At 65.0% G+C, this 26,695-nt stretch carries 22 protein-coding genes and 1 pseudogene; 13 read left to right on the top strand and 10 right to left on the bottom strand.

The window, feature by feature from the left end; all coding sequences use genetic code 11:
- Positions 1–416: 416 nt before the first annotated feature.
- Positions 417–1,427, top strand: coding sequence for a D-2-hydroxyacid dehydrogenase family protein (locus tag PSO31014_RS08175; RefSeq protein ID WP_150551142.1), 1,011 nt, complete (start codon positions 417–419; stop codon positions 1,425–1,427).
- Positions 1,428–1,450: 23 nt separating this feature from the next.
- Here the strand turns inward: PSO31014_RS08175 and PSO31014_RS08180 are convergent, their stop codons facing one another.
- The 3 genes from PSO31014_RS08180 to PSO31014_RS08190 form a co-directional block, all read right to left on the bottom strand.
- The gene (locus tag PSO31014_RS08180; RefSeq protein WP_150551143.1) at positions 1,451–2,299 is read right to left on the bottom strand and encodes a patatin-like phospholipase family protein; all 849 of its coding nucleotides are present in this window, start codon (positions 2,297–2,299) and stop codon (positions 1,451–1,453) included.
- Between the two features lie 55 nt (positions 2,300–2,354).
- Positions 2,355–2,756, bottom strand: a complete 402-nt coding sequence (locus PSO31014_RS08185; RefSeq protein WP_130024504.1) for a PaaI family thioesterase — start codon at positions 2,754–2,756, stop codon at positions 2,355–2,357.
- A gap of 137 nt (positions 2,757–2,893) precedes the next feature.
- Positions 2,894–3,481, bottom strand: a complete 588-nt coding sequence (locus tag PSO31014_RS08190; RefSeq protein ID WP_246176499.1) for a hypothetical protein — start codon at positions 3,479–3,481, stop codon at positions 2,894–2,896.
- A 383-nt stretch (positions 3,482–3,864) separates the two neighbouring features.
- Between PSO31014_RS08190 and PSO31014_RS08195 the strand changes: the two genes are divergently transcribed.
- Positions 3,865–4,272: a DoxX family protein gene (locus tag PSO31014_RS08195; protein WP_150551145.1), complete on the top strand. Its 408-nt coding sequence runs from the start codon at positions 3,865–3,867 to the stop codon at positions 4,270–4,272.
- A 223-nt stretch (positions 4,273–4,495) separates the two neighbouring features.
- Complete coding sequence (locus tag PSO31014_RS08200) at positions 4,496–5,065, top strand: Spy/CpxP family protein refolding chaperone (protein ID WP_150551146.1); 570 nt, start codon at positions 4,496–4,498, stop codon at positions 5,063–5,065.
- 57 nt (positions 5,066–5,122) lie between these two features.
- Here the strand turns inward: PSO31014_RS08200 and PSO31014_RS08205 are convergent, their stop codons facing one another.
- Both PSO31014_RS08205 and PSO31014_RS08210 read right to left on the bottom strand, forming a co-directional pair.
- The gene (locus tag PSO31014_RS08205; RefSeq protein ID WP_150551147.1) at positions 5,123–5,809 is read right to left on the bottom strand and encodes a Fe2+-dependent dioxygenase; all 687 of its coding nucleotides are present in this window, start codon (positions 5,807–5,809) and stop codon (positions 5,123–5,125) included.
- Between the two features lie 15 nt (positions 5,810–5,824).
- Positions 5,825–8,047, bottom strand: a complete 2,223-nt coding sequence (locus PSO31014_RS08210; protein ID WP_425494859.1) for a TonB-dependent receptor — start codon at positions 8,045–8,047, stop codon at positions 5,825–5,827.
- Between the two features lie 541 nt (positions 8,048–8,588).
- Between PSO31014_RS08210 and PSO31014_RS08215 the strand changes: the two genes are divergently transcribed.
- The 3 genes from PSO31014_RS08215 (at position 8,589) to PSO31014_RS08225 (ending at position 14,212) form a co-directional block, all read left to right on the top strand.
- The gene (locus tag PSO31014_RS08215; RefSeq protein ID WP_150551148.1) at positions 8,589–12,347 is read left to right on the top strand and encodes an AfsR/SARP family transcriptional regulator; all 3,759 of its coding nucleotides are present in this window, start codon (positions 8,589–8,591) and stop codon (positions 12,345–12,347) included.
- Between the two features lie 143 nt (positions 12,348–12,490).
- On the top strand, positions 12,491–13,078 hold the full coding sequence (locus PSO31014_RS08220; RefSeq protein WP_174976443.1) for a molybdopterin-dependent oxidoreductase: 588 nt from the start codon (positions 12,491–12,493) through the stop codon (positions 13,076–13,078).
- A gap of 63 nt (positions 13,079–13,141) precedes the next feature.
- Positions 13,142–14,212, top strand: coding sequence for an agmatine deiminase family protein (locus tag PSO31014_RS08225; protein ID WP_150551150.1), 1,071 nt, complete (start codon positions 13,142–13,144; stop codon positions 14,210–14,212).
- A gap of 244 nt (positions 14,213–14,456) precedes the next feature.
- On the opposite strand, the pseudogene PSO31014_RS08230 reads toward PSO31014_RS08225, so the two are convergent.
- Positions 14,457–15,299, bottom strand: a pseudogene (locus PSO31014_RS08230) (FadR/GntR family transcriptional regulator); the annotation flags it as partial.
- Positions 15,300–15,592: 293 nt separating this feature from the next.
- On the opposite strand from PSO31014_RS08230, the gene PSO31014_RS08235 reads away from it, so the two are divergent.
- The 7 genes from PSO31014_RS08235 to PSO31014_RS08265 all read left to right on the top strand — a co-directional run bounded on the left by PSO31014_RS08235 (position 15,593) and on the right by PSO31014_RS08265 (position 23,144).
- On the top strand, positions 15,593–16,798 hold the full coding sequence (locus PSO31014_RS08235; RefSeq protein WP_150551152.1) for an ABC transporter substrate-binding protein: 1,206 nt from the start codon (positions 15,593–15,595) through the stop codon (positions 16,796–16,798).
- A 152-nt stretch (positions 16,799–16,950) separates the two neighbouring features.
- On the top strand, positions 16,951–17,808 hold the full coding sequence (locus PSO31014_RS08240) for a branched-chain amino acid ABC transporter permease (protein ID WP_150551153.1): 858 nt from the start codon (positions 16,951–16,953) through the stop codon (positions 17,806–17,808).
- A complete protein-coding gene (locus PSO31014_RS08245; protein ID WP_150551239.1) occupies positions 17,808–18,797 on the top strand; it encodes a branched-chain amino acid ABC transporter permease in 990 nt (329 codons plus the stop codon). The genes PSO31014_RS08240 and PSO31014_RS08245 overlap by 1 nt, the downstream gene beginning before the upstream one ends.
- The gene (locus tag PSO31014_RS08250; protein ID WP_150551154.1) at positions 18,794–19,561 is read left to right on the top strand and encodes an ABC transporter ATP-binding protein; all 768 of its coding nucleotides are present in this window, start codon (positions 18,794–18,796) and stop codon (positions 19,559–19,561) included. Before PSO31014_RS08245 ends, PSO31014_RS08250 begins: the two co-directional genes overlap by 4 nt.
- Complete coding sequence (locus tag PSO31014_RS08255; protein WP_150551155.1) at positions 19,558–20,259, top strand: ABC transporter ATP-binding protein; 702 nt, start codon at positions 19,558–19,560, stop codon at positions 20,257–20,259. The genes PSO31014_RS08250 and PSO31014_RS08255 overlap by 4 nt, the downstream gene beginning before the upstream one ends.
- A gap of 126 nt (positions 20,260–20,385) precedes the next feature.
- Entirely contained in the window at positions 20,386–21,648 is a 1,263-nt protein-coding gene (locus PSO31014_RS08260) for a Zn-dependent hydrolase (RefSeq protein WP_150551156.1), read from the top strand.
- Positions 21,645–23,144, top strand: coding sequence for a M81 family metallopeptidase (locus PSO31014_RS08265; protein WP_150551157.1), 1,500 nt, complete (start codon positions 21,645–21,647; stop codon positions 23,142–23,144). Before PSO31014_RS08260 ends, PSO31014_RS08265 begins: the two co-directional genes overlap by 4 nt.
- 35 nt (positions 23,145–23,179) lie before the next feature.
- On the opposite strand, the gene PSO31014_RS08270 is transcribed toward PSO31014_RS08265, so the two are convergent.
- The 4 genes from PSO31014_RS08270 to urtE form a co-directional block, all read right to left on the bottom strand.
- Positions 23,180–24,208, bottom strand: coding sequence for an aliphatic amidase (locus tag PSO31014_RS08270; protein WP_150551158.1), 1,029 nt, complete (start codon positions 24,206–24,208; stop codon positions 23,180–23,182).
- A 79-nt stretch (positions 24,209–24,287) separates the two neighbouring features.
- A complete protein-coding gene (locus PSO31014_RS08275) occupies positions 24,288–24,641 on the bottom strand; it encodes an FmdB family zinc ribbon protein (protein ID WP_150551159.1) in 354 nt (117 codons plus the stop codon).
- A 52-nt stretch (positions 24,642–24,693) separates the two neighbouring features.
- Positions 24,694–25,932: a formamidase gene (gene fmdA, locus PSO31014_RS08280; protein ID WP_150551160.1), complete on the bottom strand. Its 1,239-nt coding sequence runs from the start codon at positions 25,930–25,932 to the stop codon at positions 24,694–24,696.
- A gap of 68 nt (positions 25,933–26,000) precedes the next feature.
- Entirely contained in the window at positions 26,001–26,690 is a 690-nt protein-coding gene (gene urtE, locus PSO31014_RS08285) for an urea ABC transporter ATP-binding subunit UrtE (protein ID WP_150551161.1), read from the bottom strand.
- Positions 26,691–26,695 lie beyond the last annotated feature (5 nt).

Consider the following 26,695-nt stretch of genomic DNA (forward strand, 5'->3'; position numbering starts at 1 on the left):
AACGCGCACGCAGGCACGGGCCGCACGAAGTACGAAGCGTGTTGTGTAGCTTGCGACGCACGCAAGACCACACGCGGGAAAGCAGGGGGCAACACGCGCACCGATACGTGCGCATCAGGCGTCTCGCTCACCGGGTCCGACTTGCTTTTGCGGGGTGGGTTCGATTTTTTGCCATCGTGTTGAGGCGGTTTCGCCATGGTTGCCAGGACACCTGCCATACTATGCAAAACGAGGCGTCAGCATACCACCGCGCAAATTGCTCCGGTGCTGCGTCGCAACAAGGCCTGCGCTGGGTTGCCCCGACAGACGCTGTCCCTGTCGTCGACCCGTTCGTCCGCCGGTCGCGGCGGCCTCAGACCCATGTTCCGCCCGCGCAGAACGCTCGCCGTCCTGCGCCGATCCGATTACGTTTCGCCATGAAAATTGCCATTCTCGACGACTATCAGGACGCCGTTCGCAAGCTCGACTGCTTCTCCCTGCTGGCCGGTCACGACGTCAAGGTCTTCAACAACACGGTCAAGGGCGTCGGGCAACTCGCCGCCCGCGTCGGCGAAGCGGAAGTGCTCGTCCTGGTTCGCGAGCGCACCGCCATCACCGCCCAGCTCATCGACAAACTGCCGCGTCTGCGCATCATCAGCCAGACCGGGCGTGCCGGCGCGCACATCGACATCGACGCCTGTACCGCCCGCGGCGTGGCCGTGCTCGAGGGCATCGGCTCGCCGACCGCGCCGGCCGAACTTACCTGGGCACTGATCATGGCCGCCCAGCGCCGGATTCCTCAGTATGTCTCCAGCCTCAAGCACGGCGCCTGGCAGCAGTCCGGTCTGAAATCGTCGAGCATGCCGGCGAATTTCGGGCTGGGTCAGGTGCTGCGCGGTCAGACCCTCGGCCTCTGGGGCTACGGCAAGATCGGTCGACTCGTGGCGGGCTACGGCCGCGCGTTCGGCATGGAAGTGATGGTCTGGGGCCGAGAAGGATCGCGAGAAGCGGCCGCCGCCGATGGCTTGCGCGTGGCGAACAGCAAGGAAGAACTGTTCACGCAAATCGACGTGCTGTCGTTGCACCTGCGCCTGAACGACGAGACGCGTCACCTCGTCAAACTCGACGACCTGCTGCACATGAAGCCCACGGCACTGTTCGTGAATACGAGCCGCGCGGAACTGGTCGAAGAGAATGCATTGATCACGGCACTCAATCGGGGCCGCCCCGGCATGGCCGCCATCGACGTCTTCGAGAGCGAGCCGATTCTGCAGGGCAATCCCCTGCTGCGACTGGAGAATTGCGTGTGCACGCCGCACATCGGCTACGTCGAGCGGGAGAGCTACGAGCTGTATTTCCGCGTGGCCTTCCAGAATATCGTCGATTTCCTGAACGGCGACCGCTCGCACGTCGCCAACCCGGCCGCGCTGCTCGGCTTCGGGCGCTGACATTTGCAGCGCCGGCGAGGCGCCTACGCCATCGTGTCCCGATGTCGCAGGAAAGTCTCGCCGTCCTGGCGACCCAGCGCGAAGGCCGGGCCCATCATCTCGGGGCGCGTATAATCCCAACTTGAAATCGGCACGGGCACGGACGGCTGCACGTACAAGCGGTCCTGCCCGGCGTGATGTTGCGTAAAGATCTGCGGACGCGGGTAGCGCCGCGTCACCAGCACCAGTACTTGCCCCGGCGTGGCGTCGAGCGCATCGACCGGCACATTGTCGACCATGCCGCCGTCGAGCACAGGGCGACCGTCGCGCCGCAGAATCGGCGTGAACGGCGGCGTGCATGACGATTGCAGCATCAGATCGGCCAGATCCGCCGTCGTCCGGCAATCTTGCGCGCGCACGAATTCAGGGGTGAATCCGAGCTGCCTCGCGAGCGTTGGATGCAACGTGCGACGCATGTGCTTGTCGATGTTGTACGCCACTAGCCCCGCTGCCGTCGCCATGCGTGGCCCGAGCCAGCGCGGGATGTGCGACAGGCCCACGCGAATCTCCGGCGCCGCGGCAAGTTTGTCGAGCTGGCCGTCATAGATCGCGAGCAGCGCTTGACGATAGATGCGGTAATGCGGAAATACCCGTTCACGGCGCACCAGGTTGCCCCAATAGGCGTTCTTGCGATTGCTCGCGAGCGCCTGCCGGTAGTAATCCATCACCCAGTCCGACGAGCGCATGTGCAGCATGCACGCTGTGGCCGCGCCGGCCGAAATGCCGGTGATGACGCGCGGGCGCAGCGGCATGTCGCGCGTCACGCGCTCCCAGAATCCCGCCTGCCACCAGCAACGGTTGCCGCCCCCGGCGAATACGATCTGATCGAACAATTGCCCTCCTCGGTGCTATCGCGCGAGCCACGTCGACCGCCTCGCGCCCGTGCGCTCACAGCAGCGCATAGGTCGTCGTCGCATGCACGGCCATCTTGCCCGACGCGTCGAGAATCTCGATTTCGCCGAACACCAGGTTCTTGCCGCGACGCAGAATCCGCGCAATCACGCGCAGATCGCCATCGGTCACCGGGCGCATGAACTGCGTGTTGAGCGTGACGGTCGTCATTGGCTGGAAGCCGCCAAGCGCGGCGGAGAGTGCCACCACCATCGCCGTGTCGGCCACGGCCATGAACACCTGACCGCAGATCACGCCGCCGCCATGCTTGAATGCGGCGTCGAACGGCAATCTCAGTTCGCTTTGCTCCGGACCGGTCGCTTCGATCCGCAGATTCAATTGCCGCACCCACGGCGACACGAGCCCGTCGAGCATTTTCTGCGCTTGCACCAGCTCCATCCTGAGCGTCCTCCCATTTCGTTGTGACGCCGATGATAGCCGCAAAACAGCAGCGCCACCCGGCGAAGGGTGGCGCTTGGGTCATACGCCCGGGCCATACGCCCGGATCACGCACGCGAATGACGAACAGCGGCAACTCACCCGCTCGTCTTGTCGTGACGAATCCGTCGGCTCTGATGATTTTCGCGATGCTGGACGCCGGCCTGCTCGCCTGCGCTCACATGGCCGTTCTTGCCGGCGTGCGCTTCGGTGGCATCGACATGCGCCTGTCCGCGCTCGAGGCTACCGGCCTGCTGGTTGGTCAACGTACCGGCGGCTTGTCCTTGCGCGATGCGCTTCTCCTGATTGACGTTGCGTTGCACGTCGGCCTGCATGCGCTCCGACGACGCCGATGCGGGATTCCCCACCCGGTCGTTGTGCTTGAGCTGCTCGATCGTTGCGCTCTCCTTGTTCTGGGCGCGGGCAATGCGGGCTTTCTCGGCCGCCGTGTCACCGGTGTGATCGGCGTGCGCCTGCATCCGGTCGATCTTCGCCTCGCCCTTCTCGATGCGCGACGCTTCCTTCGTCGTCAACTGACCGCTCTTGAGCCCGTTGTCGATGCGCTGCTGTTGCTTGACGTCGCGCGACGTCTCGGTCGTGGGCGTCTGGGCAAACGCCTGCGAGGCGAACAGACCGCCCAAGGCAACGGTCACGGCGCTCAGAATCACGGTTTTGCGGACGTTCATGATGGAATCCTTATTGGCTTTGCACTGCTTTGAATTGGCCTGAACACGCATGCGGTGATGCGTCTTCAGGAAACCGGCGGGGATCCGGGCCGTTGGCGGGATTGCCAGCGAATGCCCATGTCCTTAGGCGGTTTAACGGGGCAGACGAGCGCCGCGCCGACAGCGGGCGTGTAACCGGGCAGTCCGAAAAGTAACCACCTGTAATCGGCGCGCCTGTCTCGATTCGCGCCATGTCCCTGAAATCGCTGGGACACCCGCAGACAGCGCCGTAACGATTTGATACAGTGGTGCCCATTTGGCCGGCACGCGGCGCTAGCGAGCGTGCCACTCCGTACCTGTCAGCCCCCTTACGCGAACTCGCGAGTCAAGAAGGAGCCTTCCCCATGCAGAGCACCAGAGACGATCTCGGCAAACTGATCTTGCGCCTTACCCTCGGCATCCTGCTGCTGTTTCACGGCGTCAGCAAGGTCATCAACGGGATCGGCTTCATCGAGGGCATGATCACGTCGCACGGCCTGCCGAGCTTTCTCGCCTATGGCGTCTATCTTGGCGAACTGCTCGCCCCGGTCCTGCTGATTCTCGGCGTTCTCACCCGCCTGGGCGGCCTGCTCGTCGTGGCCAATATGGTGGTTGCGTTCTCGCTGGTACACCTGAACCAACTCGGCGATCTCGCGAAGACCGGCGGCTGGTCGCTCGAACTGCAAGCCTTCTATCTGTTCATGGGCGTTTGCCTGATGCTCTTCGGTGCCGGCCGCTACAGCGTGTCGGGCGGTCGCGGCGCCTGGGACTGATCGAACGACAACAGGCGTCGGGCGCGCACTGACGCACGAAGTTCATGAACGGCCCGCCCTTGTCGACACCCGGCAAGGGCGGGCCGAGTCGTTTCGGAATATTGCGAATCCCGGCGCTGGTAACGTCAGGTAATACACCGGTTGCACTTTGCAACGTGTTCGGTGCGGCGATGACTTACTCTGAAACTGCCAATTCCGGCAGTATCCACAGGGAGTCAACACCATGCGCAAACTGAAGATCGCCGCCGCGTCGGCCATCCTCGTCGCCACCTCGATGCTCGGCGTCGCTTATACCGCCAATGCCGCCGATGCCGCGGCACCGGCCACGGCACCCCATGCCGCCGCGTACCACACGCGCGGCGAGCGCGGCCCGTGGGGGCTCGGCGACATGCACAAGCTGCACGATCAATTGAAACTCAACGCGCAGCAGGAACAAGCGTGGCAGCAGGCAGTGACCACGTCGAAGCAGAATCACGACGCCATGCGCAAGAATGGCGAACAGTTCCGGCAGATGATGGCGCAGACGAAGGATCAGACGATCCTCGACCTGGCCGGCATGCGCGCCGCCCGCGAGAAGGCGTTCGACGAGAACCGTCAGCTTCGCAGCCAGACGGAGGATGCCTGGTTGAACGTGTACAACGGTCTGAACAACGACCAGAAGACGCTCGTGAGCACCACGATCAAGGCGCGCTGGGCCAAGATGAAGGCCTGGCACGACAAGGCAAGGCAACATCGCGGTCCGATGCACAAGAGCGCCCCGGCCCCGCAAGCGCCGGCCGGTCAAGCGCAGTAAGTCACATAGGTGCGAGCCCAGCGCCGCCGGGCACGATGGCCCGGCGCGCGCCGGTGCTCAGGTCTCGCTCCAGAGGCGTAGCAGGTTGTGATAACAGCCAACGAGCGAGCGCCGCGCGGTCTCGTCAGCGTCCGACGCGTTGAGACGCTGGATCGCGTTGTCCATATCGAGGAGCAGCGTGCGCTGCGTGTCGTCCCGCACGAGGCTCTGCACCCAGAAGAAGCACCCGACCCGCGTGCCTCGCGTGATCGGGTTCACGCGGTGCAGGCTGGTCGCCGGATACAGCACCATGTCGCCTGCGGCCAATTTCACCTCGTGCGCCCCGTACTGATCCTCGATCACCAATTCTCCGCCGTCGTACGCATCCGGCGACGCGAGAAAGAGCGTGGCGGAGATATCCGTGCGAATGCGCATGCCGCTGCCCGGCTGCAAACGAATCGCCCCGTCCACGTGGTGGCCGAAGTGCATGCCTTCGCCGTAGCGGTTGAACATCGGCGCGTACACCTTGTTCGGCAACGCCGCGCTGATAAACAGCGGATTGCGCTCCAGCGCACCGAGAATCACGTCGCCCAGTTCGCGAGCCACGGCCGAGCGCTCGTCGATCTGCTGGTTCTGTTTGACAGGTGCCCCCTGATAGCCCGCCGTGGCCAGGCCGTCGACCCAGGCGTCGCCCGCGTTGTCGAGCATTGCGCGAACCCAGCGCACCTGCTCGGCATTGAGGACATTCGGAATGCGTAGCAACATCGGCGTGCGTCTCCGTCAGAACCGGTAAGTGCCCGTGAGCAGCGCCGTGCGCCCGATGCCCGGCGCAGCCCGTCCGCCGTCGGACGGCACCAGGGCGTCGAAGTAGGTCTTGTTGAACACGTTGAGCAGGTTGAGGCGAATGTCGTATTTCGGCTGATGGTAAGCGATCGTGGCGTCCCAGCGCGTGTAACCGCCCACGCGAATCAGGTTCGTGTTCGCCGCATAGCGCATTGACATGTACTTCATGCCGCCGCCCACCTCCCAGTGACCGAGCGTATAGGTCGACCAGAGCGTCAGCGAATGTCGCGGCGTGTTGGCCAGCACATTGCCCTGCGTACCGTCGTTCGCCTGCACCACTTCCGAGTTCAGAAACATATAGCCGCCCATCACCTGCCAGTTTGACGTGATACGGCCCGTGGCGCTCACTTGCGCGCCGCGAATGCGCACCTTGCCCGCGTTCGTGTATTCGCCCGACGTGCCGGTCTGCGTGCGCGCATTGTCCTGCGTGACCTGGAACAGTGCAGTGTTGATCGCCAGATTGTCGTCGAACAGATTCCACTTGCTTCCAACTTCGAACGATTCGTTCGTCGCGGGCGGCAGGGCCTGCGTGTTGTTGGTGACGGTGAGCGTTTCAAGCGACGGGTTGAACGACGTGCCGTACGAGAAGTAATACGACTGTGCCTCGCTCGGCTGATAGATCACGCCCGTGCGCACGCTCGTGTAGTTGACCGTTTGCGTCGCGTAGCGCGGCGAACTGACAGTGTTCGAAAGCTGCGCCTTGAAGCGATCCCAGCGCAGGCCGCCCACGATCTTCCAGTGGCGGCTCAGCTCGACGGTATCGTTCGCGTAGAACGCGACGGTCTGTGCCGTTCCCTGCGCCAGGTTACCGGCGGTCGTCGTGACATTCGGCAGATTCGCATAGTAGGCCGTACTGTTGGCGGGAATCCAGCCGAGGAAGCCCGTCGACTGTCCGGCGCCGGTGCGCGAATACGCCTGATTTTCATATGTGTCCTGCCCGAACTCCGCGCCGGCGATCAGGGTGTGCTTGACCGGCCCGGTCGCGAATGTCTTCACGACATCGGTCTGGTTGTATAGCGACGAGTCGGTGATCTTGCGATCGTGACTCTGCAACTGCACCCAGAGCTGATCGAGCGAATACGACGGAAGGCCGGCCGTCGGACGGGCCGGCAACGACGTGAATCCCCCGGTGCCGTTGGCGACGCCCACCGCATGCGGCGATGTTTCGATGGCGTCGATGACATAGCGGCTGTACTGGGTCTGGTTCGTGATCTTGAGGCTGTCGTCGACCCTGTGCTCGATCTTGGCCGAGAGGCTCATCACGTCCTGCACCGTGCGGTCGGTCGTCAGACCGTAGAACTGTTGCTTCGAGACCGGCAGCGGACTGCCGTTGTAGCCCACGGTGCCGTAGTCCGCCATGTCGCGGTTATGTTGGACGAGCGCGGAAAGCGTGATCTGTGTGGGCGTACCGATGCCAAGCTTGAGCGTGGGCGCAACGCCCCAATCCCGATTGTTCATGACGTCGCGCGTCGTATGGATATTTTGCGCAAAGCCGTTGATCCGGAACGCAGCAGTATCCGAGAGCGGATGATTGAGGTCGAACGAGGTGCGGTATTGGTCGTTCGTGCCGAGCGTGCCCGAGAATTCGTTGAGCGGCTTGAGATTGGCCTGCTTGCTCACCTGATTGATGACGCCGCCGGTCGAACCCCGGCCGAACAGCATGGACGACGGGCCTTCGAGCACTTCGATGGCCTCGAGATCGAACGTATCGCGATAATACTGGCCCCGATCGCGGAAGCCGTCGAGATAGATGTCGGTGCGTGCCGCGAAACCGCGCAGATTGATGTTGTTGCCGATCTGCCCGCCCTCGGCGCCGCCGAGCGTAATGGCCGGCGAATTGCGCAGTGCGTCGGCGAACGACGTGGCGCCCTGCGCCTGCATGACCGCCTTGTCGATCACGGTGACCGATTGCGGGATGTCGCGGATCGCCGTGGGCACCTTGCCGCCGACGGTCGAGATGTCGCGCTGGTACTCGTCACGAATCGACGTGCCCGACACTTCGGTCTGCGGCAACGTGGTGGCCGGTGCGGCGTCTTGCGCTGTGCTCTGGGACGGCACGGCAACCGTGCTCTGTGCCAGGGTGGGCGAGGCGTAAGTGACGGCGAACGGCGTGGCGAAGAGCGTCATCATTGCCACCGTCAGAGGCTTGCGTTGCATCATGATCGATCGGTTTCGAAAGGCGTCGTGGTCGGAAAAGGGAGGGAGAACACCGACGGCGTGCGCCGAACCCAACGGTGACGCCTCATTCGCGGTGGGTTCCCTCGACATGGAGCGCGAATATAAATGAGAATGATTTACATTACAATCGATTTGCGATGGCTGACGTAAATCTCCGACAGGGGTCTCGCGCCCGGCAACACCCGAGCAGCAGGGCCGAACATCCGATTGATGGCCGCAGCGACCGCGCGGCGGGTGACTGCCGGGACGGCGCGACGCCCGCAATGACATGTGAATTCCTCGGGTATTGCCGAAGAAATCGAGACTCGTGTTTATACTTTGGGCTGCAGTACTGAAAGCATTCGGCCGGAGCCCCCCCGGAACGGCCTTGACGTTTCGCCAGATTGCCGATGCGCCGGTCCCGATGGCAGCCCATGCCGCGCGCCGGATCCGTTGGTCGGGCTCGACGACATCTTGAATTCGCCGCGCCGGTGCCACTCCCCTGGGGTGCGCGCCGGTGTTGCCTATTTGCCGTCCAGGGACAATGCAAGCCACCAGATCGCTCTACCTGCTGGGACCGATGCGGGTCGAACAAGGCAAACAAGCCTGCGCCGTGAAATACACGAAAGCGCGTGGCCTGTTGGCCTACCTCGCCCTGCAACCGGGCTTCCATACGCGCGGCGCACTCGCCGACCTGTTCTGGCCCGATGAAGATGGCCAGGGGGGCCGCGACAAGCTCAAGCGCATGCTCTTCCATCTGCGCGACACTCTCGGCGACGAACTCTTCGAATCCGACCGCCAGGTCGTGCGTCTGCGCCCCGAGACTGGCCTCTGGATCGACGCACATGTCTTCGCGAGCATGATCGAGCAGGCGAATCGCACGCTCGACGCCGTGACGGGCCTGGATCTGGCCGCGCATCTGCAACATCTCGCCGACGCCGTCGCGCTCTACCAAGGCCCGTTCCTGCACGGACTGTCGGTACGCGACACCCCCGATCTCGACCAGTGGATCGAGCTCCAACGCGACGAATATCAGCGCCGTCGCGTCTTTGGCGAGCGGCTGCTCGCCGACGGTTACGCGCGTCTGGGCGATCTCGATCAGGCACTCGCGCATGCCCGCCAGCTCGTCGCGCTCGCCCCGTTCGACGAATCGGGCTGGCACTGCCTGCTCGCGCTGCTACTGCGCGCCGGACGCCGCGACGAAGCCGAGACCGAATACCGCCGTCTGCGCGACATCCTCGACGAAGAACTCGGTGAGCTGCCCGGCGAGGCGCTCACCCAGTTGCTGGAAACGCCGCCCGCGCGCATGGAACAGCGCGCGACGGGCCCGGAGCGCCGCCAACTGACGGTCGTGGCCATCGAACTCGCGCCGAACGGCATCGACGATCCTGACCAGCTCGTGGGCACGATGCGCCCGCCGCTGGTGCAGTGCGAGACGATCCTGCGTCAGTCGTGGGGCTACACGGTGCGCACGCCGACAGGCGGCCTGCTCGGCTATTTCGGCTATCCCACCGCACTCGAAGGCGCCGGACGCCACGCCGTCGAAGCCGCCATGCGCTGCGTGCAGGCAAGCTCCGCGCGCGTCGGCATCGGTGTGGGCATTCACACCGGGCTGGTCATCAGCTCGGTGGCGGACGACAGCCCCGACACCGGCGGACGCGTCTCGCGCTCGGCCACACAGCTTGCCGACATGGCGCTCCCCGGCGAAGTGCTGATCTGCGACGCCACGCAACGTCTCATTGGCGTGGCCATCGCCACCACGTCGCACGGCAGCGTGCGCGAGCGCCACGCCCATCGCGAAATTCCGGTGTTTCGCGTCAACCCCGATCCGACGCCGGAACGCCGTTCGCGCCGTCGCGCGGCGATGCTCTTCGGCCGCGATGCCACCCTGGCGGAACTCACCGCCGCGCATACGGCCATGCGCGACGCCAACGCCGGTCACGGCGTGCTGGCACTTGTGATTGGCGAAGCCGGTATTGGCAAATCGGCGCTGGTGCGGCATTTCGTCGAGACGCGCGGCCTGCGCGCGATCGAACTGGCCTGTGCGCCGGACGGCGCCGGCACGCCGTTCCACCCGATCGCGCGCTGGCTGCGCACGCGACCGGCCGACGGCGCTGCGGAACTCCCACAACCCGCCTTGCTGGCCCATCGCCGCCTGTGCGCCCTGTTCGACAGGCACGCCGACGCCAACGTGCCGCACGCATGGAAGCAGGCAGTACTCGACGAGACGCCCGCCCTGCTCTCCGCCCTGCTGCCCGACGGCGGTGTTCTGGTGCTCGACGACGCCCACTGGGCCGATCCGTCCACGCTGGAATGGCTCGCGCTCATGGCGGAAAATCCGCCGCGCGGCCGCCTGTTGATGGTGTGCGCCCGGCCCGAATTCGAGCAACCGTGGCGTCATCACGTGGGCTTGCGTCGAATCGACCTGGCACCGCTCGATGCGGGTGCCGCCGCGTCGATCGTGCGCGCGGCGACCCCGCGCGTGGCCCTGCCCGCCGCCCTGCGCGAGCGCATCGTGCATCTGGCCGAGGGCGTGCCGCTGTTCCTGCAAGAGCTGGCGCGAGCCACGGCAGCCCAACAGGGCGCCCGCACCGCCGCCGGCGCCATGCCCATGCCCGCGAGCCTTCAGGAACTGATGATGGCGCGCATCGACGCCGCAGGCAGCGCCAAGCCGGTCGCCCACTTCGCCTCGTGCCTCGGCCCGGCATTTCAGGCCGATCTGCTCGCCGCCGCGAGCGGGCGTTCGATGGCGCTCGTCGAGCGCGCACTCGACACGCTCGTCGCCTGCGCGCTGGTGCAGCGACAGGACAACGGCCGCTACGTCTTCCGCCACGCGCTGCTGCACAAGGCCGCTTACGACGCACAGCCGCAGGAACGCCGTCAGGACGCGCACCGCCGGATCGCGCTCGCCATGCGCGAGCACGCCGCCGCCGTGCAGACCGAACCCGAAGTGCTCGCGTGGCATTTCCGTCAAGCCAACGAACCGGACGCCGCCATCGAGCACTACCGTCTCGCGGGCGAATATGCGACCGGGCGCCAGGCGTTCCGCGAAGCGTGCGCGCACTACCAGAGCGCGCTCGACGTGCTGCGTCAGACCGGCACCGGCGCCCAGACCGCGCAGCGCGAGCTGCAACTGCGCATGGCGCTCGGCGTGCCGCTCGTCTCGCTACACGGCTACGGCTCGGAGCCGGCGCGCCACAACTTCGAGACGGCCCTCGCGCTCGCGCAGCCAATGGGCGACGACGTCGCGCTGTTCCCGGTCTTCTGGGGACTGTGGCTCGGCTCAAGCTCCTGGAGCGGCTTCGAGCGCAGTATCGAACTCGCACGCAAGCTCATCCTTATCGCGGAACAGGCCGGGGCCGCACCGTTGCTCGCTCATGCGTACTACGCGCTGGGCAACAGCCTGTGCTGCCACGGCGACTTCGGCGGCGCGGTCACGGCGCTGGAAAGCAGCCTGGCCCACTACCGTCCCGAGCACGCCGACACCGGCCTCGGCGAAGACGCTCGCATCACCGCACTCTCGTTCCTCTCGTGGGCGTACTGGTTCGTCGGACGGCACGACGCCTCGCTCGCGGCCAGCGAAGAGGCGCTGGCAATGGGACGTCAGCAAGGCCGCCGCTATTCCTTCTCGTTCGCCCTGGTGTTTGCCGCGATGCTGCGACGCCTGCGTCGCGAGGTGGCCTCCGCCGAAGCACTGGCGAGCGAGGCCATCGAAGTCGCGTCGGAGACCGGCGTGGCGCTCTGGGCACTCGCCGGGCAGACGATTCGCGGCTGGGCGCTCGCTTCGCGCGGCGACGTGAGCGGCCTCGAGCGCATTACCGACAGCGTAGGACGTCTAAGCGAAATCATGGGCGGCGTCGAGGGCATCTTCTTCGGGTTGCTCGTGGAAGCGTGTGCCGGCACCGGCGACATTGCGCTCGGACTGCATGCCGCCGAGCGCGGCACCCACGTGACCGCGCGCCGCAGCGACGCCCATTGGCAAGCGGAATTCCTGCGCCAGAAAGGGAGTTTTCTGCGCGCCGGTCATCACCCCGACGACGCCGTGCGTCCATGGCTTGAGCACGCACTGGAGATTGCGCAGGCGCAGGCGTCGCCAATGCTCACCTTGCGCGCATCGGTCAGTCTGTTGCGTCTGGGCGGAGGCAACGCGCCGGGCGACGCCGAGTACGTGGCCGTGCTGCGTGGGGCGCTCGACGCACTGCAAGGCGGCGAGACCCTCGCCGACGTGCAGGAGGCGCGTGCGGTGATCGCCGACGTTTTCGCACGCCGGCCCGTCCTGCGCACCGCCCGCTACGGGAGCTGATCAGGCAACGGCAGGCGGCGTGCCCGTGACGGCCATGCGCGCACCGCGCGAATAGCCGCTATCAGGCATGCCGTATGTCCGTGCGGGGCCCGGCCGCTATATTGCGGCGACCGGTGCCCCCCGAGCCCAACCACCGAACCGACATGTCTCTCGACTCCATGCGCGCGCCCGCCGGCGCCTCGCCGGACATCCGCCCCACCGACAGCGTCGCGCCCGGCGCCTCGGTGAATGCCGTTGCCGTCGCGACCGTCGAACCCAGTGCCCCCGCTTCGCGGGTTTCGCGGGAAGTCGTTGTCTCCGGCTGCGTCAAGCGCCGTCACTCCTTCGATCTCTGCGCACTGATGCGCCTGCCGACGCAACTGACCGGGCCACTCGACGTCACCTGCCTGTCGGGCAGGACGGTGCGCAGCGCGAGCGAATTCAAAGGCGTCCGTCTGAGCGCGTTGCTCGACATCGCGCAACTGCGCCTGCCGCAGGCGCGCGACTTCACGCGCGCCTGCGTATTGGCGCAAGGCGCCGATGGCTACACCGTCATGTTCTCGTGGCATGAGCTGTACAACACGCCGGTCGGCGTGGGCGCACTCGTCGTCTATGAACGCGACGGACGGCCGCTTGGCGATGACGACGGCGGCATCGGCCTAATTTCGACGTGTGATCGTCGCGTGGCGCTACGCCAAGTACGTTCACTCGCGCGGCTCTCCGTCCAACTGGTCGATCCGCCCATGCGTTGACGCGTGCCGCAATGACCGTGAGCCCCATACACTGGTGGCACTTTTCTTACGGTAACGCGAACGATGACGCCCCCTCACCGCAACCCTGTCGCGACGGACAGCCAGTCCATCGGCCGCTGGCGCATGCCGCCCGAGTGGCATGCGCATGCCGCTTGCTGGATGGCGTGGCCGAGCCGCACGGTCATGTCGGGCGCCCGCCGGCATGAGGTCATCGTCGAGCTGGGACGCATGGCCCACGCGATCGCGCACTTCGAGCCGTTGCATGTGGCGGTCGATCCGCATCATCTCGACGAAGCGCGCCGCCTCCTGCCGGCCAACGCCACACTTCACCCGATGCCCGTCGACGATCACTGGATGCGCGACACCGGCCCGACCTTCGTGCTCGACGACGCCGGGGCGCTGCACGCACTGGGATGGAACTTCAACGGTTGGGGACAGAAGATCCGGCCGATGCCGGACGCCGATCCGAAGCTCGCGAAACGCGTCGCGCTGGCGCTCGACGTGGCCACGACGTCGATGCCGCTCGTGGCCGAGGGCGGGTCGTGGCATGTGGATGGCGAGGGCACGATGCTCGTGACGCAGACGTCGATTCTAAATCCGAATCGCAACCCGGGCCTGACCCGCCGTGAGGCGGAAGACGTGTTCCGTCACTGGCTGGGGGCGACACATGTGGTGTGGCTGCCCGGCTCGTGGCTGGACACGATCACCGACGGCCACGTCGACGGCATCGCGAGCTTCGTGCGGCCCGGCGTGTTGCTCGCCACCGGGGCCGACGATCATGACGAATGGGCGCGTGAGGCGAGGGAAAACCTGCGAGCGCTGCGCCTGGCGCGCGATGCCCGCGGACGGCATTTCGATATCGGACTGCTGCCCTGCATCGACTTCGACGCCCTGCCTGCCGCCGTCGCGGACGATCCCGACTTCGCGCCGGAGTATGTGAATTTCTATTTGCCCAACGGTGGCGTAGTGATGGCGTCGTTCGGCGATCCGGCAGCCGATGCGCAAGCACGCGACATCGTGCAGCAGGCGTTCCCCGACCGACACGTTGCGCAAGTACCGCTGCGTGGCATTGCCCGACGCGGCGGCGGCATTCACTGTTGCACGCAACAACAACCGGCCGCCGTCTCACCCTGAGTTGCCGACGCGCTCATCGAGACCGACGCCCGCCGGCGCCAGTCCGCCCCGGCCCGCCTTAACTCGACGCCGTGCGGCGTTTGCGCGCAGGCGCGGCCTTCGCCACCGAGTCGGCCTTCGTGCCCGTGGTCTTCGGCTTCGCTGACGGCTTCCCGACCGTCCCTGCGATGGGCTTCCTGGTGGCCTTCGTGGTGGGCTTCGTCGAGGGTTTCGTGGCTGACTTCGCCACGCGCTTCCCCTCGCCCGCTGGTGCACGCGGCGCGTTCGTCGCGAGCTGCGAGCGCACACGCTGCTGCATGTCGACGATATCCGAGTCGAGAATGAGACGACCGCGCAGCTTCCCGTTCATCCGTTTGATGTAAGTGCGCGCTTCCTGCATGTGAACCTGCATGAGTTCACGCACGCGTTGCGAATCTCCCGCGCGCGCCGCCTCGGTAATCCGGCGATGAATGTCGACGTTCGCCGTACCGAACTTCTCGTGTTCGCGTCGCGGCGTCTCGTTGCCGAACACAATCAGTTGGCGAATCATCTCGTTGACGAGTTCGCAGGTGAACCGCAGAAAGCTGTTGGGATTGGCCGCCGCGAGAATATCGTGGAAGTCCATATCGGCCTGACGCTGGCGCAGCAATTCGCGCCGGTCGTGCGACGCGGGACTGCAACAGGCCATGTTGTGTTCCAGCGCGTCGAAGTCGGCCTCGCTGAGATGCGGCACCGCACCGGCGGCCAGCTCCGGCTCCAGCAACTGGCGCACCGTGTAAATGTCGTCGATGCTCACTTCCTTGAAGAACAGGTAGTTCTGCATGAGCTGGAAGGTGCGATCGAGCGGCACCTCCACCACCATGCCGCCGCCCGACGGCCCGGTGCTCACCTTGATGAGACCCTGAACTTCGAGCGACTTGAGCGCTTCGCGAATGGTGCTCTTCGACACCGCGAACATCTGCTGCAATTCCACTTCGCGCGGCAGACGGTCGCCAGGCAGCAGATTGCCCTCGGTAATCAGGCGCTTGATGGCTTCGGCGACCAGATCGCCACGCTTTTGTTGTTTGATTTCCAACGGCTCTCTCACCGTTTGCGCATCTCGTGCCATAGGGCGCCTCACAAGGGTCTGTTCACGTGGCTTGCCGGCTTGTGAACGTGTTCTACCGGCGGTGCCGGATGAGAATTTTTTCCGATTGACACCCCGAAATATTATACCTACGATCAAATTCATCCTATTTATCATAATAAATATGACGGATAGGGATAAGGCCCCGGACGTTGCAAGTTGTCACTGTCAGGTCGCTGCCGCAGATCGAGTTTTTCAGGTCGGCGGCCGGTCAGCGTGTGACGCGCTGCACGTTTGCACCCCATGAACGATTGCTCCCTTCCCTGGAGACCCAATTGAATCGTCGTGAACTGTTGAAGCTTGCCGCTGCGGCGTCTCTGCCTGCCTCCTTGATCTCCGCGCGCGATGTGTTCGCGCAAACCACCGGCGCCATCCAGTTGGCGTGTCCGGTACCGATGTCGGGCCCGTTCGCGGCGAACGGCAAGTTTGCCGATCTGGGCATGAAACTCATTGTCGAGCAGTACGGCAAGGTGGTTGGCCGACCGCTCGCCTATACCACGCTCGATACCGAAGGCAAGCCCGCCACGGCGATCCGTCGCGTGCAGGAAATCGCGCAGCAGAAGGGCGCGCGATTCTTCGCGGGCGGCATTCTGTCGTCCGAAGCGCTCGCCATGGGTAAGGAAGTCGAAAAGGCCGGCGGCGTATTCATCACCACGGCCGGCGCCGACGAAATCACGGGCAAGGACTGCAACAGCGCCACGTTCCGCTGGTCGGTGCCGACCTTCGGCGCCATCGAGCAAACGGTGCGCCCGCTCATCGAATCGATGCCCAAGGCCAAGCGCTGGTACACGATCACGCCGCAATACGTGTTCGGCGAAGGCTTGCTCACGGCCGCGAAGAACGTGTTCAAGGAAAAGGGCATCGAGCACGTCGGCAACAGCTATCACTCGCTGTCGGAGAAGGAGTTCTCGGGCTATCTCACGAACGCGGTCGCCGCCAAGCCCGACGTGCTGCTGTTGTTGAACTTCGGCTCGCAATCGTCCGACACGTTGCGTCAGGCGGTGAGCTTCGGCATGAAGAACAACTGCACGATCCTGATGGCGTGGGCCTCCGGTCTGGAGCAGTTCGAGACGCTCGGCGCCGATCTGTGCGACGGGGTGTACTTCGGTGCGCAGTACTGGCACGCGGTGGCCTCGCCGCTGAACCTTGATCTCGTCAAGCGCACGCAGGCACGCTTCAAGCAGAACCCGAACTACAGCCTCGCGGGCTCGTATATCTGCACGAAGCTCATGCTCGACGGCATGATCAAGGCCGGCAGCGCCGATCCGAAGGCCGTCATCGCCGCGATGGAAGGCATGAAGTACGATGGGCTCACCGGGCCGGAAGAGATCCGCAAGGGTGACCATCAGGTGCTCAAGAACTATTATCTGCTCAAGGGCAAGGCCAAGTCGAAGATGCGCAACGCCGACGATTTCGCCGACATTGTCAGCGCCGGAAAGTCGTTCCTGCCGCTCGACAAGACTGAGTGCAAGCTGGCCTGAGCCGGTAGCGCAGCGCGCCGCCGCTGCGCGAACGCTCAAGCTGTGTCGCTCGCGGGGACGCCTGGCCGTCCCCGCAGGTGTCGTCTGTGCCGCGCGGCGAAAGCCGGACGGCGCACGGTGCTCCACGTCCACCCAAGCTCTCCGGGACGCGCATGAACGTCTATTTTCTGCAGGTCATCAACGGCGTCGGGATCGGCATGTTGTACTTCCTGCTCGCCGTCGGGTTATCCATCATCTTCGGCTTGCTGCGCTTCGTGAATTTCGCGCACGGGGCCTTCTATGTCCTCGGTGCGTACTGTTGTTACCAGGCGATGCAGTGGGGCCTGTCGTTCTGGCTCGCGCTGATCGTCTGCCCGATCGTCGTGGGCGCCCTCGCATGGATCGCCGAGAAACTGCTGCTTTCTCGCATCTACGAGAAAGCGCACGAGTTCCACATCCTCGTCACGGTCGGCCTGGCGCTCGTCGTGCAGGAACTCGTGATCATCATCTGGGGCCCGCTCGGCGATAGCGTCGCCGTGCCCGCGGCGCTCGACGGCGTGGTGATGTGGGGCAGCTTCATTTATCCGAAGTATCGGCTCTTCCTCATCGGCTTCACTGTCGTGTTCGCGGCCGTGCTCTGGTGGCTGCTCGAAGGCACGCGCCTGGGCAGTGCGGTGCGCGCGGGCAGCGAGTCGTCCGAGATGGTGTCGCTGCTCGGCATCAACGTGTTCCGCGTGTTCAGCCTTGCGTTCGCGCTCGGCGCGGGCACCGCCGCGTTGGCCGGAGTTTTGGCGGCGCCGGTGCGCGGTGTCGACCCGTTCATGGGCATCGAGGCGCTGGGCATCGCCTTCGTGGTGGTTGTGATCGGTGGCATGGGCAGTTTCGCCGGGGCGCTCGTGGGCGGCCTCGTGATCGGTATCGTGCAAAGCCTGATGAGCACGATCTGGCCCGAAGGCGCACGACTGATGATCTATGTGGCGATGGCAGCGGTGTTGCTCATGCGCCCGCACGGCCTGCTCGGGAGGGGATGATGCTGGTACGTTACCGTTTTTGGCTGCTCGCCGCCTCCGTCACGCTGATCCTGCCGGCCACGCTGTCTTCGGGCACGCTCGCGACTGAAGTGCTCGTCTACGCGCTGGCCGCGCTCGGCTGCAATCTGCTGCTCGGCTACACCGGCCTGCTCTCGTTCGGCCAAGGCATCTTCTTCGGCCTGGGTAGTTACACGCTGGGCATCCTGCTCACGCGCTGGGCGCTGCCCATGCCGCTCGCCGTCGCTGCAGCGATCGTGTTGGGCGCTGCGGTCGCGGCCATCGTCGGCAGCTTCGCGATCCGGCAGAAGGGCACCTACTTCGTGATGCTCACGCTGGCGTGCGCGCAGATGTTCTACTTCCTCGCCTACACCGCGACGGACTGGACGGGCGGCGACAATGGGCTACTGGACATCCCGCGTCATTCGCTCGCGCTGGGCGGCAAGACGCTGATCGCGCTCGAGACGCCATGGCAGTACTACACCTTCGTCGCCGTCGTCTTCCTGATCGTCTTCGCGGTGCTGTTGCGCGTGGCCGATTCCGTGTTCGGCCGCACGCTGCTGGCCATTCGCGACAACGAGGCACGCGCGGCCGCCGTCGGCTATCACGTGAAGACCTTCAAGCTCGTGGCCTTCGCCATCTCGGGTGCTGTCACGGCGTTGGCGGGTGCATTGCACGCGCTCATGACGGGCATCGCACCGCTGTCGAACATCGAGTACCACTCGAGCGAAATGATCCTCGTGATGACGGTGATCGGCGGCACGGGCAATCTTTTCGCGTCGGTTCTGGGCGCGGCGTTCTACGTGCTCGCCGCCGATTGGCTCTCCACGCTCTGGCCGCGATGGCTGCTGTTGCTCGGCCTGCTGCTCATCGCCGTGAGTCTATTCATGCATCGCGGCCTGTGGGGCGTGGGAGAATCGTTGTGGTATCGCATCACCGGCAAGCGCGGCGATCCCGATGGCAAATTGGATACGCAGGGAGACCCGACATGAGCGACGCTCTCATCGAAGCCACCGGCATTGTCAAACGCTACGGCAAGTTCACCGCGCTGCACGGCGTCGATCTGCGAGTGGCCCCCCGCACGGTGCACTCGGTCATCGGGCCGAACGGCGCGGGCAAGACCACGCTGTTTCACATGCTCACCGGCACGGTGCCGGTCTCTGGGGGGCGCATCCTGTTCGACGGTCACGACGTGACCACCGAAGCCGATTTCCGGCGTGTCCAGCGCGGTATCGCGCGTTCGTTCCAGGTGACGGCGCTCTTCCAGAACCTGTCTGTCCGAGAAAACCTGCGCCTGGCCGCGCTGGGCGTGACGCCGCGCCGTGCGCTCTCGTGCTGGCGCAAGGCCGACGGCCCGCGCGCCTGCGCGTCCGTCGTTGACGACGTACTCACGCGCCTCGCGCTCACGCGTCACGCCGGCACCGCGGCGGGTGCGCTCTCGCACGGGCAGCAACGCCGTCTCGAGGTGGGCATGGCGCTCGCGGCGCGTCCCAAGGCGATCTTCCTCGACGAGCCGACGTCGGGCATGGGCATCGACGATCTCGACGACATGAAGCAGCTCATTCGCGGCCTGCGCGACGATCACACCGTCGTGCTCATCGAGCACAACATGAACATCGTGATGGACATCTCCGACACGATCACCGTCATGCAGCAAGGGCGCGTTCTCGTCGAAGGCAAGCCGGATGCCATTCGCGCCGACGACCGCGTGCGCGCCGCCTATCTCGGCAACATGATTACCGGAGGCCGCGCATGATTCTCGACGTCGCAGGCATTCACAGCTATTACGGCAAGAGCCACATTCTGCAGGGCGTCACGCTGAACGTCGGCGACGGCGAACTCGTCACGCTGCTCGGTCGCAACGGTGCGGGCAAGTCGACCACGCTCAAGACCATCGCAGGCGTTGTACCGCCCAAGGCCGGCAGCATCTCGTTCCTGGGCAAGCCCGTCGCCGGGCAACCGGCGCACCGAATCGCCGCGCGCGGCGTGTGCTTCGTGCCCGAGCATCGCGGCATCTTCAAACTGCTCACCGTCGAGGAGAACCTCAAGCTCGGGGCGCGACGCGATTCGCCGTGGCAGCTTGCCGACATCTATCGCATCTTTCCGCGGTTGCAGGAGCGTCGCAAGAACGGTGGCGCGCAACTCTCCGGCGGCGAGCAGCAGATGCTGGCCATCGGTCGCGCGCTGATGAATCACCCGCGTCTGCTCATGCTCGACGAGCCGGTCGAAGGACTCGCCCCGGTGATCGTCGAGGAGATCGTGGCGCAGTTGAAGCTCATCAAGCAAGCGGGCGTCGCGATCCTGCTCGTCGAACAGAATCTGGAGGTCTGCACACAGCTCGCCGACCGGCATTACATCGTCGAGCAAGGCGTGATCGTGTACGGCGCGGACAACGCCGCGTTTCTCGCCGACGAGGTCGTCAAGGACCGTTATCTCGGCGTGGGCGTGGCTTGAGCCGCGCGGCCCCAGTTTCCCCCGAAGCGCGCCGCCACGCCCCCATGCGATGGGGCGAACGCGCCACTCTGCCAACGCAGGCGTCAGCGCGACCGTCGCGGCGTCTGCCCTGAAGGACTGATGAACATGGAACGTCTCGATCAACCCGCAGCCGCAGTACGCGTCGACGGTGCGCGCCTGTGGGATAGCCTCATGCAACTCGCGCAAATCGGCGCGACCGAGAAGGGTGGCGTGTGCCGCCTCGCGCTGACCGATCTCGACCGGCGGGGCCGCGATCGGTTTGTCACGTGGGCCAAGGAGATCGGCTGCACGGTGCGTGTCGACGCGATCGGCAACCTCTTTGCGCGACGCGCCGGCCGCAACGACGCGCTGCCGCCCGTCATGACCGGCAGCCACATCGACACCCAGCCGACCGGTGGCAAGTTCGACGGCAACTACGGCGTACTCGCCGGCCTCGAAGTGCTGCGCACGCTCAACGACAACGGCATCGTGACCGAGGCGCCGCTCGAAGTCGCCGTCTGGACCAACGAGGAGGGGTCGCGTTTCGTGCCCGTGATGATGGGGTCCGGTGTCTACGCCGGTGCCTTCACGCTGGATCACGCGCTCGCGCAGAAAGATCGAGAAGGTGTCAGCGTCGCCGACGCGTTGCGCGCCATCGGCTACGCCGGTTCCACGCCGGCGGTGGGTCAAGCGGGCGCGGTGGGGGCATATTTCGAAGCGCATATCGAGCAGGGCCCGGTCCTCGAAGCGCATGGGAAGACCATCGGCGTGGTGCAGGGCGCCCTCGGTCAGCGCTGGTACGACGTGACGGTCACGGGCATGGAGGCTCACGCGGGCCCCACGCCGATGGAACTGCGTCGCGACGCGTTGCTTGCCGCCGCGCAGTTGATCCAGGCGGTCAACCGCATCGCCTGCGAGCACGCACCCCACGCACGCGGCACCGTGGGCTGGGTCGATAACTATCCGAATTCGCGCAACGTGATTCCGGGCCGTGTGAAGCTCTCCGTCGATCTGCGCGCGGCCGACGACGCCACGCTCGACGCGCTCGACGCCAAGCTGCGCGCCGAGTGCGACGCGTTGCGCACGAACGGCATCGACGTCGCCATCGAGCCGGTCGTGTACTTTCCGCCGCAGCCGTTTGCGCCGGCACTGATCGACGCGATTCGCTCGGGCGCGCAAGCGCTTGGTCTGTCGTCGATGGATGCCATCAGCGGTGCGGGGCACGATGCGGTCTATCTGGCACGCGTCGCGCCAACGGCGATGATCTTCGTGCCGTGCAAGGACGGCATCAGTCACAACGAAATCGAAGATGCCGATCCGGTGCATCTCGAAGCCGGTTGCAACGTGCTGTTGCAAGCGATGTTGCAACGCGCGGGAGGTGTCGCATGAAAGTGATGATCGCGCGGATGAATCACGAGACGAATACATTCTCGCCGGTGCCCACACCGCTCGACGCCTTCGGCCCCCACGGACCGACGTATGACGAAGCGGCCTATCGCGATAACAAGGGCATGCGCACGGCAATGGCCGCGTTCATCGATCTCGCCGAGGCCGCCGGGGCGCAGATGGTGACGCCCGTCTCGGCCGCGGCCAACCCGAGCGGCCCGGTGGCGGCGAGTGCCTACGACGCCCTGTGCGACCGGATCGTGGCAGCGGCGAGCGGCGTCGATGCGATCCTGCTCGACCTGCATGGGGCGATGGTCGCGGAAAACAGCGATGACGGCGAGGGCGATCTGCTCGAACGCGTGCGCGCCGCCGCGCCCGATACACCGATTGCCGTCGCGCTCGACCTGCATGCCAACGTCACGCAAAAGATCGTCGCGAATGCCGATATCGTCGTGGGGTTCAAGACGTATCCGCACATCGACATGTACGAGACAGGCGAGCACGCCGGCCGTCTGCTCTTCGAAAGGCTCGCCGGCAAACGCCGCCCTCGCGTGGTGTGGCAACAACCGCCGTTGATGGTGCATACGCTGCGCAGCACGAGCCACGGGGGTGCGATGAAGCGTGCGCTCGACGCCGCGCGGCGTGCCGAAGCCGAAGAGGGTATTCCGGCCGTGTCGGTGTTTTCAGGCTTTTCGCTCGCGGACATCCCCGCGCCTTGTATCAGCGTCGTCGTGACAACCGGCGACGGGGAGAGCGGCGTGGCGCGTGCCCAGGCCGTCGCTGACCGTATCGCCGCGCAGATATGGGAGGCGCGCGACGAGTTCGTCTACCGCAGCGCGCCGCTCGTCGATTCGATTGCCGAAGCGAAGCGTCTGGCCGACGGCGCCGACAAGCCGGTGTTGCTGCTCGATCACAGCGACAACTGCATGTCGGGCGGCACGTGCGACACGATGGACGTGCTCGAAGCGGCGCTCGCGGCCGGGCTCACCGGTATCGGCGTGGGTCCGCTGTGTGATCCGGAAGCGGTCGCGACGTTGATCGCGGCAGGCGAGGGCGCCGAGGTGACGCTGGCCGTCGGCAACAAACGTGCGTTGACGCAATTGGGCATCGTCAAGACACCGCCGGTGCTCACCGGCATCGTGCGCAAGATCGGCGACGGCGAGTATGTCGTGAGCGGCCCGACCTACACGGGGCAGCGCTGCTACATGGGCCGCACGGTGCTGTTCGATATCGGACCGGCGCGCATCGTGGTGACGGAGCGCACGCACGAGCCATGGGACCACGGCGTGTTCACCTGCGTTGGCCTCGACCCGCGCAGCGAACGCTTCTTGTTGCTCAAGTCCCGCATGTACTGCCGTCCGGTGTTCGTACCGATCTCCGCAGGGCTGGTCGAATGCGACAGCGACGGCGTGACGAGTTCGAATTACGCGCTGTTCCCGTTCTCGCGCGTGAATCGTCCGGTGTATCCGCTGGATCGAGAGGTGAAGTTCGGCGGATGAGTCTGCGGTGGCGGGCCTTCACAGCCCGCCACCTCTCAACCTCCCCCACAAGGAATTCCGTCAATCGGGCATTCCTCAGTCCCGGGTGTCGAGCGGGTGATAGCCTCGACTTTGCGCTGTGTGCCTTCCGGGTCGGTGACCCAATCGCGGTAGAACCCGAACGGGCAATCGGCGACGCCGTTCGCGCTTTCGCCGGAATGGATCGTCCCGGTGTATCCGCGGTGAAGCAGCTTATACAGATGGTTTTGCGACTGCATATTTTTGCGCGCGTCGCGAATCGCGCTCACGGACAGTTCCGCGTATTGCACGCCCATCTCCTCCTCGCCGCACTCACCGAGTGTGCGGCCGTCGAAGCCGACGATCGCCGAGTGGCCGAAGTACGAATACACACCGTCCCAGCCCGTCGCGTTCGCGACAGCCACATACGTGTTGTTCATCCACGCCATCGCCTTCGCCACAAGCACCTGCTGATCCTTGGCCGGATACATATATCCCTGACAACGCACCACCAGCTCCGCACCGTTCATCGTGCAATCCCGCCAGATCTCCGGATAGTTTCCGTCATCGCAGATGATCAGACTGATCTTCAGCCCCTTCGGCCCCTCCGTCACGTAAGTGCGGTCGCCGGGGTACCAGCCTTCGATGGGTGTCCACGGCATAATCTTGCGGTACTTCTGCACGATCTCCCCGCGATTGTCGATCAGCACCAGCGTGTTGTAAGGCACCTTGTTCGGATGATCCTCGTGCCGCTCACCCGTGAGCGAAAACACCCCCCACACATTCGCCTTGCGACATGCCGCCGAGAAAATATCCGTCTCTTCGCCCGGCACCGTCGCTGCGGTGTCGAACATCTCCTGCCGGTCGTACATGATCCCGTGCGTCGAGTACTCGGGAAAGATCACGAGATCCATACCGGGCAACCCCTGCTTCATGCCGACGACCATGTCGGCGATCTTGCGCGCGTTCTCCAATACCTCCGCCTTCGTATGCAAACGCGGCATCTTGTAGTTGACGACCGCAACGCCCACCCCGTCGCGGCTACTCGAAATATCTCCATGTCGCATGAGTCGCTACTCCTTCAAAACTCGCGGGCCCGACGCACGGCCCAGAGACGCCGGGCCGTATCGAACCCTTCCAAAAGAATCAATGGCTGATCATCCAGGGCCGTCCCGCCGGCCGCTTCAGCCCGCCCGTTGTCGTGGACGTCTGCCCACTCGCCCCCGCCAACGACACCTTTCCGCCGGCGCAGCAACTGCACCCTGGTCGATGACGCGACGACGGCCCGTCGCCCGAATGACGCGGGGCATGTGCAGCCCGCTCGTTCGTGGCGTGCGCCGCCCGACTTGCACTTCCCATCAACGCAAGCGATGGCGCCGTCATCACGCGCGTGCCCTCACCCCCACAATCCGGGCAATGGCACGGCGTATCGCGATCCGCCATTCTCCGCATGACAGCGAACGGTCCGCACGTCGCACATTCGAAGTCATAAATCGGCATCTCCGCCTCCTGTTGTCCTATGTCGTGAGCGATGCGCGTGACGCACGCCGCGTCAGCCCCTCACCAGATCCGGCGAACACGGCATGTCGACACTGCCCGTCACATGACGAATCGGTCCGTCGGCATTCGGACGGATGTCGAAGTCGAAGATCTGCGTGGGCAACCACAACGTCGCACACGCATTCGGAATGTCGACCACGCCGCTGATATGCCCCTGCACCGGCGCGCAACCGAGCAACGAGTACGCCTGCGCCCCCGAGTAACCGAACTTCTTCAGATACTCGATGGCGTTCAGGCACGCCTGACGATAGGCGACCGCGACATCCAGATAGTGCTGCCCTCCCTGCTCGTCGACCGAGATACCCTCGAAGATCAGATAGTCGTTGTACGCCGGCGTAATGGGACTCGGCTGGAACACCGGATTGCGAATGCCGTACTTTTCCATGCCGCCTTTGATCACGTTGACACGCATGTGCACCCACCCCGCCATCTCGATGGCGCCGCAGAACGTGATCTCGCCGTCCCCCTGACTGAAGTGAAGGTCGCCCACAGACAGCCCTGCGCCGTCGACATACACCGGGAAGAAAACCTTCGAGCCGCGCGAAAGATCCTTGATGTCGCAGTTCCCGCCATGCTCGCGCGGCGGCACCGTGCGCGCGCCTTCGGCGGCCGCCTTGTTGCGCGCGTCGCCCGTCAGCTTGCCCATGTGCGCCGTCGCGGCGAACGGCGGGTTGGCAAGCGGCGGCACGCGGTCCGGCTCCGTCGCGATCAGGCCGACCTCGCGCTCGTTCCATGTCTGAAGCAACGTCGGATCCGGCAGACAGCCGATCAGTCCCGGGTGAATCAGTCCGGCGAAATTCACGCCAGGAATATGCCGCGAACTCGTGTAAAGCCCGTGGAAATCCCAGATCGACTTCTGCGCATGCGGAAAATGATCGGTCAGAAAGCCACCGCCGTTCGTCTTCGAGAAGAAGCCGTTGAAGCCCCACTGACTGTCCTGCTTCGCACCGATGTCGAGCAGATCGACGACCAGCAGATCGCCGGGCTGCGCGCCATGCACGCCCACCGGCCCCGAAAGAAAGTGCACGATCGACAGGTCGATATCGCGAACATCGTCGGCGCTGTCGTTGTTCTTGATGAAGCCACCGGTCCAGTCGTACGTCTCGAGAATGAAGTCGTCGCCGGGATTCACCCAGCACGCCATCGGAATGTCCGGATGCCAACGGTTGTGCACCTGCTCGTTTTCGTACGCGGATTGGTTCAGGTCGACCTTGATGAGAGTTTCGGCCATTGCATTCGCTCCTGGTTTCAAATGCCGGCGCCAGACACCGGCGATCAATGACGCCACGCGGCGTCGGATTACACGGAGAGGTATTCGCGTATGCGCCCGGCATCGCCGGCGTCGCGCGTGCTCTGATGAACGAAGCGCCCGCCCTCGATAACGAACAATCGGTCCGCCACGTCCATCGCGAAACTCAGCACCTGCTCGGAAACGACGACGGCGATGTTGCGCGTCGCACGGATTTGATTGAGCGCCCGGGCAATGTCCTTGATGACGGACGGCTGAATCCCCTCGGTCGGCTCGTCGAGCAGCAGCACCTTGGGATTGGTCGCGAGCGCGCGCGCAATGGCGAGCTGTTGCTGCTGTCCGCCGGAGAGATTGCCGCCCTTGCGGCGGCGCATGTCGAACAGCACGGGAAACAACGCGTAGAGATCGTCGGGAACGGACTGGCTCGCCGCATTCTCGAGCCCGGTCTGGATGTTCTCTTCGACGGTGAGCGATGCAAAGATCTGGCGACCCTGCGGAACGTAACCGATGCCCTTGGACACGCGCCGGAAGCTCTCGTCCCTCGACACGTCGACACCGCCCACACGAACGGTGCCGCGATTCGCGGGCAACATGCCGATCAACGACTTGAACAACGTTGTTTTGCCCATCCCGTTGCGGCCCATCACCGCAACGCTTTCGCCGCTGGCGACGGAAAAGCCGATGCCGTGCAGCACCTCGCTCTGGCCATAGCTGACGACAAGATCATCGACTTCCAACATGATGT

It is taken from the genome of Pandoraea soli (assembly GCF_902459595.1).
Classification (GTDB): domain Bacteria; phylum Pseudomonadota; class Gammaproteobacteria; order Burkholderiales; family Burkholderiaceae; genus Pandoraea; species Pandoraea cepalis.